Origin of the sequence: Gracilibacillus salitolerans (assembly GCF_009650095.1) — a bacterium.
In the GTDB taxonomy this organism is placed as follows: domain Bacteria; phylum Bacillota; class Bacilli; order Bacillales; family Amphibacillaceae; genus Gracilibacillus; species Gracilibacillus salitolerans.
On sequence record NZ_CP045915.1, the window covers coordinates 2,593,367 to 2,612,109 of the forward strand.

The window sequence follows — 18,743 nt, forward strand, 5'->3', positions numbered from 1 at the left end:
TTTTTCTGTAAGTAATAATTTCGGAAGGGGTGGTTTTATGATGTTACAAGATCAAATATCACGAGTAGTAAAACACTCCGTCGCTTATAGCTTTGCATTTAGCCAACCTTTTTCTTTTTATGTCGATGCCTATCCAATGATGCAAAACGAGATACTAGAGCAATCGAACATGCTGCAATACGGTATGCAGCATGAATCGGTTCGGGTGCTGCAACATAAATTACAAAGATTATCGTACTATGATTCGTCTATTGATGGAGAGTTTGGTGTTTTGACAGAATATGCATTAAAGAAATTCCAAGAAGAGCATTTATTAGATCAAAATGGAAAAGCAGATGAAAATACGGTAAAAGCCATTATAAATAAGGAAGAAGATTATTATGAAAATATATTACTAGAACATGAACTAGCATTTTCAATTGGTGATCGTGGTGACGATGTCAAAGAAGTGCAAGAAGCTTTATTCTACTTTGGTTACTATCGTGATAATATCGATGGAATATATGGCGAAAAATCCAACGAGGCAGTGAAAGCTTATAAACAGGATAAAGGTATGGAAATTCACCATATTGAAGCCGAAATTCACGAGGAGACCATTGAAACACCACAAGTAGCATATGTAGAAGTAGTAGATCAAACTGAACAGGAGTCCATAAATAAGCAATCAGATAACACAACCAACAAAGAGCCAGAAGCTAATAAAGAATCTTCAGTAAAAGAAGAAAATACATCATCTTTTGAAACATCGGTGAATGCAAGTCAAATCATTTCCAGTGCTAAAAATCATATAGGCACACCATATCTATGGGGTGGCACATCCACTTCAGGATTTGATTGTAGTGGTTATTTACAGCATGTATTTAATCAATTAGGTGCAAATCTCCCACGAACTGTAAGCGAAATATGGAATGCGACCAAGCATGTTGATCAACCATCTATAGGGGATTTAGTGTTTTTTGAAACCTATAAACCAGGTCCATCTCATGCTGGTATTTATTTGGGCGATGGTAAGTTTATTCACGCTGGTGAATCAAATGGTGTAGAAATTAGTGAATTAAATATAAGTTATTGGTCTGAAAGATACTTAGGTTCCAAACGAGTCATACTAGATTAAGTCAAAAAAATCGATCTGTTTAGGATGTAATCCTTGATAAGTTAGGTCAAGCAATTCTAATAATTGTTTAGCATTATCAGCTGCATCCCCCCCTGAATTATTATTAAATAATATGGTTATTTCTTTTGCTTGTTGATCTAACATATGAATACGCTTCACCCATTCCTGTAATTCTGTTTGATTATAACGATATAAAAATCGAACCTCTCTCCAATTTTCCTGACCGTGATTATTCCATCCATGAATATTTCTTCCATGGAATCGGATTAATACACGGTCATTTGTTGTTTCTAAAACGGTTGGAACAGAGCCTTCTCCTGCTTGTGGTTCATCACAAATTACGTGTGTTATCCCAAGGTCTTTTAGAAAAGTCAATGTTTCTTGCTGATGATCTTCAAACCAAGACCGATTTCTGAATTCAATGGCTATTGGTATATCACCCATCCATTGTCTAATTTTTTTGATTTTCTGTATATTCCGTTGTTTTATATCAAACCACGGTGGAAACTGAAATAATACAGTATTTAATTTGTTGGCATGAATCACTGGTTGAATGGAATGGATAAAGGCGTCGACTAATTCCTTTGCCTCACGATTGGTTAAGTGTTTACGGTTATGACCTGTTAAGCTTTGATACGCTTTAATAACAAAAGAAAACGTATCTGGTGTTTCGCTCACCCACTTTTGGTAATTTTCTGTAGATTGGATAGCATAAAAAGAACTGTCAACTTCAACAACCGGAAAGTGTGAACTGTAGGCAGATAATTTGTATTTTCTATCCTTTGTATTTTCATATAGTGTGGGATGGTCTCCCCACCCTGTTAACCCAATTAGTATTGTCAATCGTAACACCTCAAAATAAAAATGCTATTATTACGATACCATGTCTTTTTGATAATGAAAAGGTTTTAATCCTTGTAAACAAAGGATTTATATCATTTGAATATCTTGACGTTTTTGGTAAAATAAGCTATAGTAGTAACAAGCAAAGAAGATGTTTTTGGGTTCATTATTATCAGGTAGCTTCTATAGAAGTAAATGGAATGGTGATCCTATACTTCTGTGGTTGCTACCTTTTTCATTATCCCCCATCATCTTGTTTGTATTAACACGTTTTTGCGTGAAAGGTTTTAGGAGGAAAGATAACATGGAAAACGGTGTAGTAAAATGGTTCAACGCAGAGAAAGGCTATGGATTTATTCAATTGGAAGAAGGAAATGATGTATTTGTACATTACTCCGCTATTCAACAAGAAGGTTTCAAAACACTAGAAGAAGGTCAAGAAGTAAAATTTGAAATCGTTGAAGGCGAAAGAGGACCACAAGCTGCTAATGTAGAAAAAAAATAAATGAAAATGAACAAGGCGATGATACAGTCATCGCCTTTTATAATACCTTTACAACACTTTAAATTTACATAAATACTGAAAATATGTTAATTTTATTTATTGACTGCAAAGATTATTATGAAGCGATGAAGAAAGGTAGGAACAAATATTGTCAAACGAACTATTATGGATTATATTTGCAATTATAAATTTTGCGTTATTATTATTTATGTACCGTGTGTTTGGGAAAGCCGGATTATTTGTGTGGATAGGTATGTCTACAGTAATTGCTAATATTCAGGTGTTAAAAACAGTTGAAATGCTCGGTTTAGTAGCTACGCTGGGGAATATTACATATGGAACAGTATTCTTAGCTACGGATATATTAAACGAAAATCACGGTAAAAAAGAAGCGAAAAAAGCTGTGTGGATGGGATTCTCTTCCCTGCTTATTATGACCATTGTGATGCAATTTGTGTTACGATTCACACCGCATGCAGATGATTTTGCACAAGGGTCATTAGAAACTATCTTTGAGTTGATTCCAAATATTTCCATCGGAAGTATGTTGGCATATGTTGTCAGTCAATATATTGATGTTTGGATCTATGGTAAGATAAAACAATTATTACCTTCCAATAAGTATTTATGGATCCGCAATAACGGTAGCACGATGATCAGTCAGTTTATTGATACACTTATTTTCTGTTCGATTGCATTTTATGATGTACATCAATTTGACGTATGGCTCAATATTTTATTTACAACTTATATTATTAAATTCGTTGTATCAGCATTAGACACACCATTCTTATATATAGCCAAAAAAATAAAGCCTAAAATTGAACATAAATAAGGTAAATGTTAGGGGTATTATAATGATTGAAGTCTATACAGATGCTGCCAGTCAAGGAAATCCAGGTCCAAGTGGCATTGGCATATATATAAAATCTGGACAACAGCAAATGGAAGAATATCTATTTATCGGGGACTACTCCAACCACGAAGCAGAATTTATAGCAGTTATTAAAGCATTGGAGTTATGCAATGAGCGCTTTCCAGATGAGATTATTTCTTTTAGATCTGATGCAAAAGTTGTTGTAGATGCCATTGAAAAAAAATATGTAAAAAATAATATATTTCAGTCCTATTTAAATCAGATTAATCAATTATCAAGTTCTTTTCCCTATTTTTTTATAAAATGGATTCCTGAGAAACAGAATAAACATGCGGATGAATTAGCGCGAAAAGCTCTTCAATTGAATAACTAATTATTTCATTAAGCCATTTTGTTTTAAAAGCAAGATGGCTTCTTTTTTATTTTGAATATCATGCCGACTAAATAACTCCAATAAACTAATATAAAAACTTCTGTCAAATGACATTTGCAGCTGCAAAGTAAATGATAACGCTAACTTGACATGTTCTATGGAAGTATTCGTATATTTTTGCCCAAAATATATGAAGTTAACTTCTTCATCTGTTAATTTAAATCCTTTTGTCCATAAATTTTCTAAGAAATAAGCCAATATTTCACTGTCTTTCACTAGAAATCCCTCACTCTTGTACAAGCTTTTTATCTTGAATACGAAATTGTTTATATCGCTAGTATAGATTTTTTTAGAATAGAAGTCTAGTGTTCTTTTAACTTGTATCAAGTAAATCATAGATAGCTAAGTTTCAATTTCTGCTTCTAAACCTCCTTTCTTTCTTTTCATCTTTCTGTATATCACCCCCCCTTCTTTTTTCCTAAAAATACCATTTCATTCACACGATCGACACATACTTTTTTAACATATTTGTTCATAAAACATGCCTGAATTGAATTGTCACAATCCGTGACTATTTTGTGAAACACCTGTTATGTCAACGTTTTCATCGTATTTATTTAGTATTATTAATAGTATAGAAAGTCTCTTTGGAAGGAGGAACATATATGAAGCCAGAACAAGATAACACATTAAGAGAAACATTTAGCAACCCAAAGCAAGATAACACATTAAAAGGAACATTGATTTCCGTTCTATTATTAGGGGCTTTTATTATCATTAGCTGGTTTGTTGTTTTTGGAATATTTATTAGTCGTTGAGGAGGTTTTGAGATATGCATATTCATAAGTATGAAAAACTGTGGTTAATTTTTGGTGTTGGTTCCCTGATATTATTTTTAGTAATTCTAGCAATTGGAGCATTCTATAAAGAGATACACCCGCCTAGTCATATGGATACGATTGATCCGAAAAATGTACAGGAACACGAAAGTTTCAAAGAAGAAAATCTTGGATTACGCCAAGTTGGTGAAAATGAATATATTGTCAATGTTCTGTCCTCTGGTTTTTACTATGATTTAGGCAAAGACGAAAACGATAAAGCAGTTAATACAATCAGAATTCCAGTAGGCGCGAAAGTATTGTTTCAAACTACTTCAACAGACGTTGTTCATGGATTTCAAATTGCCGGAACGAACGTTAATATGATGGTAGAACCAGGGCATATCAGTACATTGGAAACTGTTATGCAAAAACCGGGAACTTATACATTGTTATGTAATGAATATTGCGGTAGTGGTCACCATTATATGGCAGCAACCGTGGAGGTGTTTGAACCATGATTGAAAAACATTTATCGATTTCATCAAAAGAAGCCCGCCTGATAATGGCTCATATGTATGTAGCTTTCATCTCTTTATTGGTTGGTGGCTTAATGGGTCTATTACAGACGTTTGTTAGATCAGGCACATTTAATTTGCCGTTCGGTATTGGTTATTATCAGATTTTAACAGCACATGGTGTCATTTTGGCACTTGTTTTAACAACATTTTTTATTATTGGATTTCAATTTGCCTTAATGAGTAAGACGGTCGGTATATCAGACAAACAGCGATTAAGTGCATGGATTGGTTTCTGGACCATGCTGATTGGTACACTGCTGACTGCTGGTACGATTCTTACCGGTAAAGCAAATGTACTTTATACTTTTTATGCACCATTAAAGGCATTTCCAACTTTTTATATTGGCTTGGCTTTAGTAGTAGTTGGCAGCTGGATTGCTTGCTTTACCAATTTCCGGCAATTAGCTGTTTGGAAAAAAGCACATAAAGGTGGAAAATCACCACTCTTAGCATTTATGGTTGTTATCAATATGTTGTTGTGGTTTATTGCGACTTTAGGCGTTGCCGCAACAGTATTAATCCAATTTATACCATGGTCACTTGGAATGGTAGATTCTATAAATGTTCTTGTCAGTCGTACACTGTTCTGGTATTTTGGTCACCCATTAGTTTATTTCTGGTTGTTGCCTGCATATATGGCGTGGTATGCCATTATTCCAAAAATTATTGGGGGTAAAATTTATAGTGATGCACTAGCAAGACTTTCTTTCGTATTGTTTTTAATGTTCTCTATTCCCGTTGGTTTTCACCATCAGTTAACAGAACCAGGAATTGATCCATTATGGAAATTCATTCAAGTAGTGTTAACGTTTATGGTTATTATACCATCTCTATTAACAGCATTTTCCATGTTTGCTACATTTGAAATGGCTGGAAGAAGTAAAGGTTTTACAAGCTTATTTGGATGGATTAGAGCATTACCATGGAAGGACGTTCGATTCTTTGCGCCAGTTGTAGGGATGCTTGCTTTTATTCCCGCAGGCACAGGTGGGATTATTAATGCTTCTCATCAGATGAACCAGGTAATTCATAATACGATTTGGGTGACAGGGCATTTTCATCTTACTGTTGGAACGACGGTTATCCTCACCTTCTTTGGAATTGCTTACTGGTTAATTCCTTCACTTACGGGAAGAAAGTTAACGAAGAAAATCAATACGCTAGGGATCATTCAAACGATTGTTTGGAGCGTAGGAATGTTCATCATGTCAGGAGCTATGCATATAGCCGGATTATTGGGGGCACCAAGAAGATCTGCATATTCAACCTATACTGGTGCTGAACAAGTGGATACATGGATCGGCTATCAACTAGCTCAGGCTATCGGTGGGACAATTCTATTTATCGGAATAGTATTAATGGTATATATTTTTTTCTATATGGTTTTTGGAGCACCTAAAGGTGAAGCAAGTTTTCCAATTGCAGAAGTTTCTGAAGAGGCTGAGCCTACACCACAATATTTAGAAAACTGGAAATTGTGGATTGGTATCACAATTGCCTTAATTCTATTCGCCTATACGATACCATTTATCGATATCATCCAGCATTCCCCACCAGGTTCAGAAGGTTTTGAGAATTTGATAAGATAAACTATATTAAAATGGATAAACAATCAAAAACCCGTTTCATGTAATATATGAAACGGGTTTAGTATTAGTAAAATACTGTCAGCAGACTCCCTCTGTAGAAATGAGAAATTACTACGATCGAAGTAATTAGGATACTTTTCTACTTTCCTATTTTCTTCCCAAAATACTGATAATAATCCGTTTTTATAAACGCATTAAACAATTTTCGTTTTTTAGAGGCTTTTTGACCGAATAGTGCTTCAAATTTTTCATTTGCAGTGAGAATGTAAATACTCCAAGTCGGATAATCTTTTAACGCTACCCCAAGCTTTTGATACATCTCCTCAACTTCTTTTTTATCTCCAATTCGTTCACCGTATGGCGGGTTACTGACAATATACCCCCCGCTTTCATTAGAGTGAAAGTCCGTAGCCTGCATTTGTTTCCATTGTACTAAATCAGCAAGCCCTGCTTCCATCGCATTTTCCCGGGCAATGTCGATCATTTTAGGGTCAAGATCAGATCCGTATATCGCAAGCGGCTGATCATAATTAGCTAAATCCTCCGCTTCCTCTAAAGCCTTGTCCCAAATAGCCGAGTTAATAAACTGCCACTCTTCTGCGGAAAAGGATCGATTAAAACCAGGAGCGATATTTTGTCCAATTAATGCAGCTTCAATAGGAATCGTTCCTGAACCACAAAACAAATCATAAAATGGCTCATCTACTCGCCAGTTGGTTAATTGAACTAATGCTGCAGCAAGTGTTTCTTTTAATGGTGCATCACCCTGCCCTACACGGTATCCTCTCTTATGTAAACCGGCGCCAGATGTATCTAAAGTTATTGTTACTTTATCCTTTAAGAGAGCTGCTTCTATTTTATATTCTGCACCTGATTCTTCCAACCAGCTAGCAATTCCATGCTTTTGTTTTAATTTTTCAACAATAGCTTTTTTAACAATCGATTGACAGTCTGGAACACTATATAATGTAGATTTATGTGATTTTCCTGTCACGGGGAACTTACCATCTTCCGGAATATATTGCTCCCACGGTAACGCTTTAGTCCCTTCAAACAATTCATCATAGGTTTTTGCTTCAAATTCCCCTATCAGTAATTTCACACGATCTGCTGTTCGTAACCAGAGATTACAACGAGCAATTGCATAATGATCCGCTTCAAAGGTTACTCTGCCATTTTCAACTGCCACGTCTTCATACCCTAATTGACATACTTCATTTGCCACAACCGCTTCTAATCCCATCGCTGCTGTCGCAATTAAGGTAACTGTATTTTTCATTTATAAAATCCTTTCCTTCTAATCGATTCCATTATCAATTATTTGGTGCGTTCATATATCATTATGTACAACAAAACCCCTTTTATTAAGAAAGGGGTTTGAAATCCTATTTACGACCGGAATGAATGTCCGTAAGCCATGTTCTGTCCTTGTCGTACTGCAAACGGTGGTCAGCCTCGTACCAAAGGAGTAATCATCTGTCTACAAGCCAAAAAAGCTTGTCCTTCGTTCGGTTGAATTCCCTACTGAAAGATGCCCCTACCAATATTTGGGTTGCTCACTCGAGGGGTTTACCGCGTTCCACCTAAATAGTTTCCTATTTAGCTACGTCACTGTGGCACTTTCAAGGTATTCACACCATATCCAAAGACGTAGGTGTTTTCCCTGCCGTTAACCTAAAAAGGTTACCTTGACTTATGACTTCGTCAAGCACGAACACTACAAGCATCTCAGCCTGTGTGAGCATGGACTTTCCTCTACACATTAGTATGTGCAGCGATTACTTCAACATTCATCCCTCTTTATTTAAGCCTTTACTATTGTAACACGTATAAAGGAATAGTCAATGGAAAACCAAAGATAGAATGGTAGATTATTCCTCGTATTTTTTTCCGAAGACTGCCTTTTCCAAATTAGAAAGTCGTTTTAAAATGTCATAATTGACTTGATGATTGGATGTGCTTGGTCGAACACGTGTGTGATCAGATTGTTTCTTTAATCGTTCATTTTCATGCTGCAATCGATTGATTTCTTCCTGGAAATATTCATAATCCTGAATAATAACATCTAAATACTCGTCCACTTCTTCTTGATTATAACCTCTCATCGCCGTTTTAAAATTCTTCTCTAAAATATCTTTTCCATTTAGTTGATTTGCCATTATTTCCACCTCATTTAATCATTACTTATCATTTTTTCAAAAAAGATATAAGTTGTCAATTTTTAATCTAAATGACTTTCATTATAATCCTGATGGTCCCTCACAACCTCTTCTAGATCATTCGGCGTGATATACCAAATCGAATAGTTGGAAGATTCTACAGCTTTTTTCATTTTATCTAGTACATAACCTGCACTGCCTGGATACTCCTCATCACCAAGCACTAAACACCCATCCGTTTTATCAATTAACCAAAAATCCTTATTAATAAACTGATAAGGAGCTTTATATGGTTCATTATACAGTGGTTGGTAATAATCAGCTTGTTCAATGATTTGAAGAAAAGCCTCTTGATAAACATCCGGCCATCTAGATTCATATTCTAAAAATGGCGGGAATATGCCTAATTTTATGGAATACTCCTCTTTTAATTCTACTACCACTTGTGCTGCCCAAAGTTCAATTCCCATTTGACCAGACATAATCACCCATTCTAATCCTTCGTCAATGAACGAAATCAATCTTTGTTTCAGAGCGATCTTTATAAAAGAGATTCTTGGATCATTTTCATTTCTAATATTTAATTCCATTGGTTTGTTTCCGATGACTGTGATAACTTTCAACTTGAACACTACCTTTTATAAGGAAACTGTATGTATCATTATAAATGAAATGACCATTATATTCTAGTGGTTCCAATATTTCATGTTATAAGCAGCTTTTCATTTAGCCTATTTACCTCACTTTTGTTGGATTTTATGTAAAAACAAATACCCCAGCACGTTTATGTACACGCTAGGGTATTTGTTTTTACCAGCCTCTTTAAAATTCGATCTTGCAAGACTCTGACGAGTTGTTATTCAGGAACATTACGATTGGCGATCGATAATCGATTCCAGCAATTGATTGTAATAATAAGTCCCACTAAATCAATATATTGCTTTTCATTAAATTGCTGGCGAACTTTTTGATAGACGTTATCAGGCACACCTTGCTCTGAAATTTTAGTAACAGCTTCAGTCAACTCTAGGGCAGCTTTTTCTTTTTCTGTATAGAATCCTGTTTCTCTCCAAGCACTTAGGCAATAAATTCTTTGCTCTGTTTCTCCTAATGCTCTGGCATCCTTCGTGTGCATATTAATACAGTACGCACAATTATTGAGCTGGGAAGCTCTAATCTTTACTAATTCAATCAGCTTCTCATCAAATTCTGCCTGTTTCTTATACATCTCCAATTGACTGATGAGCTTTACTAAATCAGGTGCTACCTCCATATAATTGATTCTTTGTTCCATGATTTTTCCTCCTTTTATAAGCTTTCACTTATAAGACAAATTAAAAGGAGAAATTGTGACCTATTTCTTTTAATTTATTTGGATTCATTACGACATAAATATTTTGAACACCAGCTTCTGTGTAATCAAAGGTAATCAATTTGGTAGGCTCCCCCTGTTTTTGTTGAAGAATTCCGATCTCTTCATTTACATTCACTAGACTAAGCTGACCTTGAAAAGTCCCTCTCTTTTGAATGCCTTGTAAAAATGCAACAACCCGCTTTTTGCTAATAATCGGATACATGGCAGACAATACTTCCCCACCACCATCGGATACAAGTACCACATCTTTTGATAGATAATGAATGAAAGGATCAAAATCACCACTTTCTGCTGCTCGCAGAAAAAGTTTGGCCAGTTCATTCGCTTCCTGTTTAGTTGCTTTTTTGAATGGTTGGTTTTTTTGTAACTTTTGCTTTGCTCTGCTAAATACTTTTCTACAGCTTTGCTCGGATCGATTGACAGTTGACGAAATGAACTTATAATCAAATGCGAGCACTTCCCTCAAGATATAAATGCATCTCTCAAGCGCTGTTAGTTGATGTAAGAGAACTATAAAAGCGTAAGAAATAGACTCCTCTTTTAAAAGGTTGGCTAAGGGAGCATTTGCTTCTGGTGTAACAATAGGTTCCGGTAGCCACGGACCTGGGTAAACTTCTCGTTTTTTTATAGAAGATTGAAGATGATTCAAGCTTTTATTTGTCGTCATTTTTGTCAAATAAGCCTTTGGATCATCAATAGTAAACAGATCTACTTTTTCTAACTGTAGGAAAACATCATGTACAATATCCTCTGCATCTTTAATTGAACCTACCATGCGATAAGCAACCGCGAAAAGTAGCGGTTTATACTCATCATATAAATGACTATAATCCATTATTATTACCAGCTTTCTTTTTTTATCAATCATTCAATGGTCGAAGTTGTTTAACTCCATATTATAACAAAACCGTGATGAAATCGACCAAAAGGTAATTTAATGGACGTGTAGGCGCTTATAACTAAAATAATGTCACAAAATTTGCTTGATAAGTTCAGATATTCTTTTATCCATTAGTTGATTATGGTAGTTCTCTAAGCTTGCATTCATTATTTCGAGATGTTCTCTACTTTTAAAAAAAGTGAACAGCTGACTCTCGAGATCCGTCCAGTTATTCAGGTAGTAAACAACTCCTAATTTTTGTAATTGATCCAAGTTGATAACTTCTTGTCCTGGAAGAGCGTGATAGATAAAAGTTGGCTTTCTTTTTCTTAAACATTCACTTATCGTTACCCCTCCTGGTTTAGTTAGAATACCGTCTATCGAATCATAAAGTTCATTCATTTCCTTTCTGCATGTAATATATTTTAACGGAATAACGTTTTGATTATTTAGTCTTTTCAATTTTCGGTATAGCAGCTTGTTTTTTCCACAAAGGACATAAAATTTGATGTTACCACTTGTTTTTATATTGTTTAACAAATCCTCCATCGCACCAACCCCGAGATTTCCACCCGTAACCATAATGGATAGAAAGGAAGAATTATTTTTCAGGACTGGATTTCTGTTTGACTTAATCTCATGATGAACAGGAATACCTGTAAACCATATTCGCTGCTCTGGTATTCCTTTTTTTATTAAGAGTTCTTTCATATTTGGAGATGATACAAAATGAAAGTCAATATGATCCGTTCCCCAAAAGCGATGTATGAAAAAGTCGGTATAAACATTAATTACCGGAATGTTGGTGATACCCTTTTCCTTCATCACATTCAACATATAGGATGGTAACGCATGGGTGCAGATCACACAATCTGGTTGTTTCTCTTTTATTAGTTGTTGCATTTGAGCTAAGAAAAGTAGTTCATATAGCTTGAAATTTTTAGGCTGTTCTAAATTTTTATATACACTTTGTTGATAGATCCAATTATATAAATTAGGAAATAAATGAATCCATTTCAGATAAACTCCTGAGACGACAGCTTCCATTTTCCCATAGCTATAGGAAAGGATTTCTGCCTTTTCGCATTGCACTCGTGGTTCATTTAATTCGATTTCATGTATTAAAGAATCTGCAACTTGATGGTGACCAGAAGGTATGTTTAAAAATGGGAGAAATAAGATCTTCTTTGAATATAGTGTCATGATGCACCTCATAAATATCAGATTGTATTGGAAGTCCACCCATAAATTGCCGTAACAATTAAGGAAAAAAACCTGTATAATTAGGACCAGAGGAGTGATGAATATGTTCATGCTATTATTAATTAGTTTCATTATCCTAGTGGCTATTTTTATTTTCAAAGCATATAAAAACACACAAAATATTATCGTTAGAAAAATTAAAATAGATAACGCCCAAACAGAATCAGTTTCAACCTTAAATATATTGCATCTTTCTGATTTGCATCTGGAAAATATCTCGATATCCGCTGAATTGCTTTATGAAAAGCTAAAGGATGAGGCTATTGATTTAATTGCCCTTACTGGTGATTTTCTTGATCGAAAGCGAACAATCCCAAAGCTAATTCCTTATTTAAAGGTTTTAAATAAATTGAATCCTAAGTATGGTATTTACACGGTATTAGGTAATCATGATTATGTTTTAAAAGGGGTAGATTTACAAACATTAATAGGTACGCTTAATAAATATAATTGTAATGTGCTGCAAAATAGCAATGAAACCATTTATATTGAAAATCAGCCATTAAACATTATTGGTATTGATGATTTCAGTACACACCGTAGTGATTTGTCCAGCTCTTATCAATCCATCAAAAAAGGGACGAATTTAGTACTGACACATGATCCTAATATCGTGCTTAATATGAAAAAATATGATTTCGATTATTTGTTAGCTGGTCATTTTCATGGAGGCCAAATTTGTTATCCCAAAGCATACCATCTTGCCAAAATGGGGAAACTTGCCAAAATGAATATTATAAAAGGGCTTCATGCACAAGATGGGCGTCCTTTCTATATCAGTGAAGGAATGGGTCAAACTGGTGTAAACATCAGAGTTGGAAGCTTACCAGAAATAACACTTCATCAGTTATCCATTGAAAAGAAAAATGCCAATCTAAATCCAGCTATTTAATTTGAGTCTTACTCTAGGCTCCATAAGTTTATTATTTATTGGATGGCGAAGATAATACATTCCTATATTTGGTTGCCCAAAAAACTCCTGTCATCACAGGAGTTTTTTTATTTTCTATAAAGAATTAGGACTCTTCGCTTTTGTTCTTAGCTACTTCATTTGTTGAAAGTATTTTTGTAACAACCTGTCTTTAGACATGAATAAATAACATGGATGATGTTTTTTAAGATTGTTTGAGGAAAGTGAATTAACCGATAGCCAGTAGATCGGGAGTAAAGCAATACATTTAAAGTATTTATAAAAGGGACTACTAATCTCAATAGAGTCAAAACCTAATTTGGAGCTGCCCCGATTCAGCATAGTTATACCTATAATCCCTTTTATATCAGTGGCGTTGGAATGGTTGTTCACATATTCAGCAAGTTGTGGTAATGATTTTTCCACACTTTGATGAATGACCATAGCCTTTCTAACATCACTTTTCATACTTCTGATACTTTTCATTAACTGTGCATTATGAAGATGAATTTTTATTAATAGATCATTTTTTTGGATGACAGTACCATCAGATAATATCGATTCTTTTCCCTTATAACGGGTTAAACGAACTCTAAAAATATTTCGATCACTACCTTTTACGCCATCAATATAAACAAGGCGAGTAAACATAAAATAAATAGGATCAATTATTAGCCATAGTGTAAGTACATATAGTTTGATATTCATTATCTTATTTCCTCTCATAAAGTAATACCAATACTATTTTGTCATGTGTTGAAATGATTATTCTGTAAGATGTTACCTTTTCAGGATATTTTGAGAGGAAAAGACTGTTAAATGGATAATGTAGCTACTAAAGGCAAATGATCAGAAGCGGTCGGAATTGACTCGTTAACCTGTACATCCAGAATTTTGAAGTCCTCACTAACAAAAATATAATCCAACCTTTTTCGTGGTTTTTTAGATGGGTATGTAAGACCCGTTTGATTTTCAACAGAGTCCCATACATCTCTGTACACCTCTACTACTTTTTGCCATCTTTTGGATTGTACATTCATATTCCAATCTCCAATAATAACTGCTGGTCTTTTCACTTTATTTATAATGAATTCACTTTGTTTCTTATGAAGACAAGGGTTTAAGCTTAAGTGTGTAACATAAACATGCACCAATTTGTCATCGAATGGAATAGCTGCCTCCAGTATAGATCTATCTTCAATAAAATAAAGTCGATTGCTAAAAATATAATTTTTTGATGCATGTAAAGGGAAACGAGATAAAATGGCGTTCCCATATTGTCGAGTAGAATGATTCGTTTTTGGTTTTAAGGACAGGGAAGGACTGAAAGCGCCATAGTAATTTAATTTATTAGTTAAATACTCCATTTGATCTTGAAAATGACTTCGTTTTGAAAAATATCTATCTACTTCATTTAGACCAATTATATCTGCATTACTGTTAGTTATAACCTTACAAATTCGATCAAGGTCCACTTCCTTATCTAACCCTTTACCGTGATGAACATTATAAGTCATTACCTTAAAGTGCATGAAGTAGTCCTCCGTTATATTCCTGTCATTTTAAAATTCCTACATTCCTTCATTATTTGCATCGTTTACTATTTTCAAAATCCATTCCTTTAGATCGACCATCCGCTTATGTTCTGGTTTCAATTTAGTTCCGGTAACAATCATTGGAAAATAGGAATCATGCTTATAAAGAGATCCATGACTAGCGCCATTCACATGAGTCGGTGATCCCTCTCCAACAAATTCAAAGCCAGGTTTTGCGTCTACAATTAAATACCTTCCTGAATGTGAATAAAAAGAACTATATAACCGTGCGAGTCCATCAGGAAAATCTTGATACGTCACCTTTAGATCCTTTGTTAAAGAGAGATCTAAGATTTTTTCATTACCTTCTATTTCCCATTTCTGACCATATGAATCAGTGAATATGCCATCAGGTTTAAATGAAAGAAGACCTTCCTTGTCCCCAGAAATGACGTTTACCACATCATCTTGTTTCCATGCTATAAAATTAATTCGATCCTCGCTTTTTAACTGTGTGGCAATTTGCTCCTGCTCTAGCTTACTATCTAACAAGTAAATAAATGACATACGTTCATTTAATCCTAGAACGATTTGATCTTGTTCTTGAATCGGACCGCTAATTTGATGTATGTTATAGTCTTTTAGCAATTTCCTCAAATCAATTAATGCTTGTTCTTCATCCTTTCCAATGTCACTTTGCCCACTATCCCCCATTACAATCCATATATTATCCTGTATTGCCTCTTCCCATGATGGATAACTATTAAGAATTTCTTGCAATTGTTTATCAGACTCTTCAATTCCTTTCATCTCATTTACTCCATTTTTATGTATTACTTTATCATTATCAGAGAAATAAACGAGAGAATAGGAAGGTAAATGATCTTCCTCGATCAAAAATTTAAGTTCTTTTGTAGCAAACTCATTATTAAAACCAAATGCTTGCCAAAAATGAGTCTTGTTGTTACTTGGGTCTAATTTTGATAATAAGCCATAAGAAAAATGTCTTGGTCCATTGATCGAATCCCCCTTTTCTAAAAAGCCGTTCATATTCAAAATTCTAGGTACGCTTATTAATCGTTTTTGGTTTCCCCGAAATACAAGTGTGTTTACTGAGGCTGATTTCCCATCTAATTCCTCATGAATGGTTTTTACATCTTTACTTAAGTGATGATGATTTAGTATAAACAAGCTATTGTGAAGAACTTGCTTCATTCCTATTTTCATTATTTCTTTTCTGGCACTGCCATAACTAATAAACTGTTTATTTTGTTCATCGTACCAGACAAGTGCCGGAACCTTATGATCATTTGGATATGTTCCAGTTAACAGTGTGCTGTCAATAGTAACCGACATAGTAGGATAACTGCTCACCATATCTGGATAATAGTTGCCATTATGAATTAAAAATTCTAATGCTGGTGCTTTTCCTTCTTTTATTGTATTTTGTAACGGTTTATCCATGATAGAATCAATAATAATCATAACAACAGGTTTAGATGTATCGTTTGAAGACTGATTTAATGTATTTGTTTTCACGATTGGCTGGATTAAATATAAATAAACAAGAGAAAGTATTAACAAAATGATGAGAATAATAATAGTTAGTTTTAACACTTTATTCAATCTCCTTTCCTTCATATAAGAAATCCCTCTTCCATCAAAGTAATTAGTCATCTTCATAATTTCGAATTAGCACGTCCTCCACCAACGATAAAAAGGAATGATAATGATTAGGAAGCCTAAATAGATACCAATTCCCATCATTAAGTGTTGAATCGATTCGAATAATTGATTTCCTATGAAAGCATAAACAATCATTCCGGGAATTTGTCCAATTGCAGTTGCTAGAATATAGGTTTTAAACAACATAGTGCTTAAGCCAGAATAAATATTTACTACAGGCGGGGGGATAATCGGTATCATTCGACTAAATAATACAGCTATAAAGGCATTATGACTAATAAGTTCATCAAACTTTTTAATCTTATTAAATCTTGTAATAAGTTGCTGGAATTCCTTTATAAAGACAAAACGAGCAAAAAAGAATAAGATAGCTGAAGCTCCAATTGAACCAAACCAATTAATAGCCGCGCCCATCCAAATTCCGTATTTTGCCCCCATTAATGCGCCGAATACAGAAAAAGGAACTACAGGAATAATCCCAAAGAAAACAGCAAGACAAAACATCAGCGGGAGCTGTGATGGTTCACTTCTATTTAACCAATTGATTAACGGTTCATGAAAAAAGAAAGCAGTTAACAAAATGATTCCATATGAAATGACAACAATGATCCCTTTCTTCATGAGTGAACTCCCTTAAAGCTATATTAGAAATGAAACCTGTTCATGTTAATCAAAAAATTGCAGCATGTTGGCGCATACTATTCTCTCTTCCCTAGAAAAGGTAACGCATGAGTACAAATAATACACAAATTACTGATCAGTGAACCATTTCGTCACTTTAGTTCCTACTCCTACAAATGTCTCGATGATGGCTTGTGCACCTGCTATCGATAAGATAAAGATAACCGGCCAAGCAATGGTTGGAATAAACATATAAGAAATCGCGATAATAATCGCACTCCAAACCCCTGCACACCAATAACAGTTAAGGAGATAACCAAATTTCGAAGTTGGAACGTTTTTAATATGCTCGTTTCCTTTGTCATCAATAATTTTTTCCTTCTTCAAAAAAGGTTTTCTGATAAATTCCGTAATTTTATCAAAGACAATTAAATGTGTTAAACGATAACTTGCCAAGATGATTATGAAATATGTTAACCAATTTAAGTTATTCAACGTTTTCCTCCCTGCTGATCCTTTTTGTATTCAGTTAACATAATAAAATTATTGTTACTTAAATCAATATCCTAACCGAAGAAATCAAGAAATGACTTGAATGTTGCTTCGCGATTGATTTTTGCAATGGAGGTAGTTAACGGAACACCTTTCGGACAGACTTGTACACAGTTTTGAGAATTACCACATGATTCTAATCCCCCGTCCCCCATAAATCCTTCAAGACGGTCCTGTTTATGCATTGCTCCAGTTGGGTGTATATTTTTTAACTCGATTTGAGCAAAAACAAAAGGTCCTAAAAAATCGGAGTTATTGTTTACATTTGGGCACGCTTCTAAGCAAACACCACACGTAAAACATTTAGACAACTCATATCCCCATTGACGTGTTGATTCATTCATTCGTGGACCTGAACCGATATCATATGTACCATCAATTGGAATCCAAGCTTGTACCCTCTTTAAGGCTTGAAACATTCTTTCTCTCTCAATGACTAAATCTCGAATTACTGGAAAAGTTTCCATTGGCTTTAACCTAATTGGTTGTTCTAATCGATCCACTAAAGTTGAACAAGCTTGTCTTGGTATATCATTTATAATCATCGAACAAGCACCGCATACTTCTTCCAAACAATTCATGTCCCATTGTACCGGAGCAGTATGTTCACCTTGTTTATTAACCGGATTACTTCTAATCGACATTAAGACGGAAATAATATTCATATTGGCACGATAGGGAATGAGAAATTCTTCCTCATATGGTTTAGAGTGTGGATCGTCTTGCCTTTGAACAATTACTTGTATATTTCCCATCATATTTCTCCCCATTCATCTTATAGATAATCCAACCATCTCAAATTAAATGAAACAATCTCTAAAGTAGTTTTTTGAGTGCACCTTGTTTCCACGAAATCCTCGTCAGATAGTCTAATGTTTAATACACCTAACACAGTGAAACAGTCACCAAATACTTTAATTAAGATTATATAACTCATAATCAGATATTCTATCTGCCATTAAACTTCCACAACTGATGATATATACCTTCTACTTAGTATGAAACAATAAAATCAGGAATATTCATCAGCATGTGCTAAAATTCTGCTCGTTTACTTCATAC

At 34.5% G+C, this 18,743-nt stretch carries 22 protein-coding genes and 1 other RNA gene; 8 read left to right on the forward strand and 15 right to left on the reverse strand.

The window, feature by feature from the left end; translation table 11 throughout:
• Positions 1-37: 37 nt before the first annotated feature.
• The gene (locus tag GI584_RS12140) at positions 38-1,114 is read left to right on the forward strand and encodes a C40 family peptidase (protein WP_153791396.1); all 1,077 of its coding nucleotides are present in this window, start codon (positions 38-40) and stop codon (positions 1,112-1,114) included.
• On the opposite strand, the gene GI584_RS12145 is transcribed toward GI584_RS12140, so the two are convergent.
• Entirely contained in the window at positions 1,106-1,957 is an 852-nt protein-coding gene (locus GI584_RS12145; RefSeq protein ID WP_153791397.1) for a DUF72 domain-containing protein, read from the reverse strand. The genes GI584_RS12140 and GI584_RS12145 overlap by 9 nt on opposite strands.
• Before the next feature lie 304 nt (positions 1,958-2,261).
• Between GI584_RS12145 and GI584_RS12150 the strand changes: the two genes are divergently transcribed.
• The 3 genes from GI584_RS12150 (at position 2,262) to GI584_RS12160 (ending at position 3,712) form a co-directional block, all read left to right on the forward strand.
• On the forward strand, positions 2,262-2,462 hold the full coding sequence (locus tag GI584_RS12150) for a cold-shock protein (RefSeq protein ID WP_100360413.1): 201 nt from the start codon (positions 2,262-2,264) through the stop codon (positions 2,460-2,462).
• A gap of 148 nt (positions 2,463-2,610) precedes the next feature.
• The gene (locus GI584_RS12155) at positions 2,611-3,297 is read left to right on the forward strand and encodes a queuosine precursor transporter (RefSeq protein WP_194841983.1); all 687 of its coding nucleotides are present in this window, start codon (positions 2,611-2,613) and stop codon (positions 3,295-3,297) included.
• 22 nt (positions 3,298-3,319) lie between these two features.
• Positions 3,320-3,712, forward strand: a complete 393-nt coding sequence (locus GI584_RS12160) for a ribonuclease HI family protein (RefSeq protein ID WP_100360412.1) — start codon at positions 3,320-3,322, stop codon at positions 3,710-3,712.
• On the opposite strand, the gene GI584_RS12165 is transcribed toward GI584_RS12160, so the two are convergent.
• On the reverse strand, positions 3,713-3,988 hold the full coding sequence (locus GI584_RS12165) for a DUF6123 family protein (protein WP_100362479.1): 276 nt from the start codon (positions 3,986-3,988) through the stop codon (positions 3,713-3,715). It lies immediately after the preceding gene.
• Between the two features lie 389 nt (positions 3,989-4,377).
• Here GI584_RS12165 and GI584_RS12170 point away from each other — a divergent pair, with 389 nt between their 5' ends.
• From GI584_RS12170 to GI584_RS12180, 3 genes are read left to right on the forward strand one after another with little or no spacing between them, the layout of a single operon-like run.
• Positions 4,378-4,530 carry a cytochrome c oxidase subunit 2A gene (locus GI584_RS12170; protein WP_100360411.1) on the forward strand — a complete coding sequence of 51 codons (153 nt, stop codon included), beginning with the start codon at positions 4,378-4,380 and terminating at the stop codon, positions 4,528-4,530.
• A gap of 14 nt (positions 4,531-4,544) precedes the next feature.
• Entirely contained in the window at positions 4,545-5,051 is a 507-nt protein-coding gene (locus GI584_RS12175; RefSeq protein WP_153791398.1) for a cytochrome c oxidase subunit II, read from the forward strand.
• Positions 5,048-6,700, forward strand: a complete 1,653-nt coding sequence (locus tag GI584_RS12180) for a b(o/a)3-type cytochrome-c oxidase subunit 1 (RefSeq protein WP_153791399.1) — start codon at positions 5,048-5,050, stop codon at positions 6,698-6,700. The genes GI584_RS12175 and GI584_RS12180 overlap by 4 nt, the downstream gene beginning before the upstream one ends.
• A gap of 139 nt (positions 6,701-6,839) precedes the next feature.
• Here GI584_RS12180 and GI584_RS12185 read toward each other — a convergent pair whose 3' ends face one another.
• From GI584_RS12185 to GI584_RS12215, 7 genes are all read right to left on the reverse strand, one after another.
• On the reverse strand, positions 6,840-7,979 hold the full coding sequence (locus GI584_RS12185; RefSeq protein WP_153791400.1) for a THUMP domain-containing class I SAM-dependent RNA methyltransferase: 1,140 nt from the start codon (positions 7,977-7,979) through the stop codon (positions 6,840-6,842).
• Between the two features lie 127 nt (positions 7,980-8,106).
• Positions 8,107-8,491: RNase P RNA component class B (rnpB, locus tag GI584_RS12190), an RNA gene on the reverse strand.
• 80 nt (positions 8,492-8,571) lie between these two features.
• On the reverse strand, positions 8,572-8,859 hold the full coding sequence (gene gpsB, locus GI584_RS12195; protein ID WP_100360407.1) for a cell division regulator GpsB: 288 nt from the start codon (positions 8,857-8,859) through the stop codon (positions 8,572-8,574).
• 62 nt (positions 8,860-8,921) lie between these two features.
• Positions 8,922-9,491, reverse strand: coding sequence for an SLOG family protein (locus tag GI584_RS12200; protein ID WP_321197128.1), 570 nt, complete (start codon positions 9,489-9,491; stop codon positions 8,922-8,924).
• Between the two features lie 224 nt (positions 9,492-9,715).
• Positions 9,716-10,153 (reverse strand): carboxymuconolactone decarboxylase family protein, encoded by a 438-nt coding sequence (locus GI584_RS12205; protein ID WP_153791401.1) that lies wholly within the window; start codon positions 10,151-10,153, stop codon positions 9,716-9,718.
• Positions 10,154-10,193: 40 nt separating this feature from the next.
• Positions 10,194-11,069, reverse strand: coding sequence for an RNA polymerase sigma factor SigJ (sigJ, locus tag GI584_RS12210; protein WP_194841984.1), 876 nt, complete (start codon positions 11,067-11,069; stop codon positions 10,194-10,196).
• A gap of 135 nt (positions 11,070-11,204) precedes the next feature.
• Entirely contained in the window at positions 11,205-12,317 is a 1,113-nt protein-coding gene (locus GI584_RS12215; protein WP_153791403.1) for an MGDG synthase family glycosyltransferase, read from the reverse strand.
• Between the two features lie 103 nt (positions 12,318-12,420).
• Here GI584_RS12215 and GI584_RS12220 point away from each other — a divergent pair, with 103 nt between their 5' ends.
• Positions 12,421-13,269 carry a metallophosphoesterase gene (locus GI584_RS12220; protein WP_153791404.1) on the forward strand — a complete coding sequence of 283 codons (849 nt, stop codon included), beginning with the start codon at positions 12,421-12,423 and terminating at the stop codon, positions 13,267-13,269.
• 150 nt (positions 13,270-13,419) lie between these two features.
• Here GI584_RS12220 and GI584_RS12225 read toward each other — a convergent pair whose 3' ends face one another.
• The 6 genes from GI584_RS12225 to sdhB form a co-directional block, all read right to left on the reverse strand.
• Positions 13,420-13,995 carry a YkoP family protein gene (locus GI584_RS12225; RefSeq protein ID WP_153791405.1) on the reverse strand — a complete coding sequence of 192 codons (576 nt, stop codon included), beginning with the start codon at positions 13,993-13,995 and terminating at the stop codon, positions 13,420-13,422.
• A 107-nt stretch (positions 13,996-14,102) separates the two neighbouring features.
• Positions 14,103-14,819, reverse strand: a complete 717-nt coding sequence (locus GI584_RS12230) for an endonuclease/exonuclease/phosphatase family protein (protein ID WP_153791406.1) — start codon at positions 14,817-14,819, stop codon at positions 14,103-14,105.
• A gap of 39 nt (positions 14,820-14,858) precedes the next feature.
• Positions 14,859-16,439 carry an alkaline phosphatase family protein gene (locus GI584_RS12235; protein ID WP_228552238.1) on the reverse strand — a complete coding sequence of 527 codons (1,581 nt, stop codon included), beginning with the start codon at positions 16,437-16,439 and terminating at the stop codon, positions 14,859-14,861.
• A 75-nt stretch (positions 16,440-16,514) separates the two neighbouring features.
• Positions 16,515-17,129 (reverse strand): TVP38/TMEM64 family protein, encoded by a 615-nt coding sequence (locus GI584_RS12240; RefSeq protein ID WP_153791407.1) that lies wholly within the window; start codon positions 17,127-17,129, stop codon positions 16,515-16,517.
• 129 nt (positions 17,130-17,258) lie between these two features.
• A complete protein-coding gene (locus GI584_RS12245) occupies positions 17,259-17,624 on the reverse strand; it encodes a DUF1360 domain-containing protein (RefSeq protein WP_153791408.1) in 366 nt (121 codons plus the stop codon).
• Positions 17,625-17,695: 71 nt separating this feature from the next.
• Positions 17,696-18,436, reverse strand: a complete 741-nt coding sequence (sdhB, locus tag GI584_RS12250) for a succinate dehydrogenase iron-sulfur subunit (protein WP_153791409.1) — start codon at positions 18,434-18,436, stop codon at positions 17,696-17,698.
• Between the last annotated feature and the right edge of the window lie 307 nt (positions 18,437-18,743).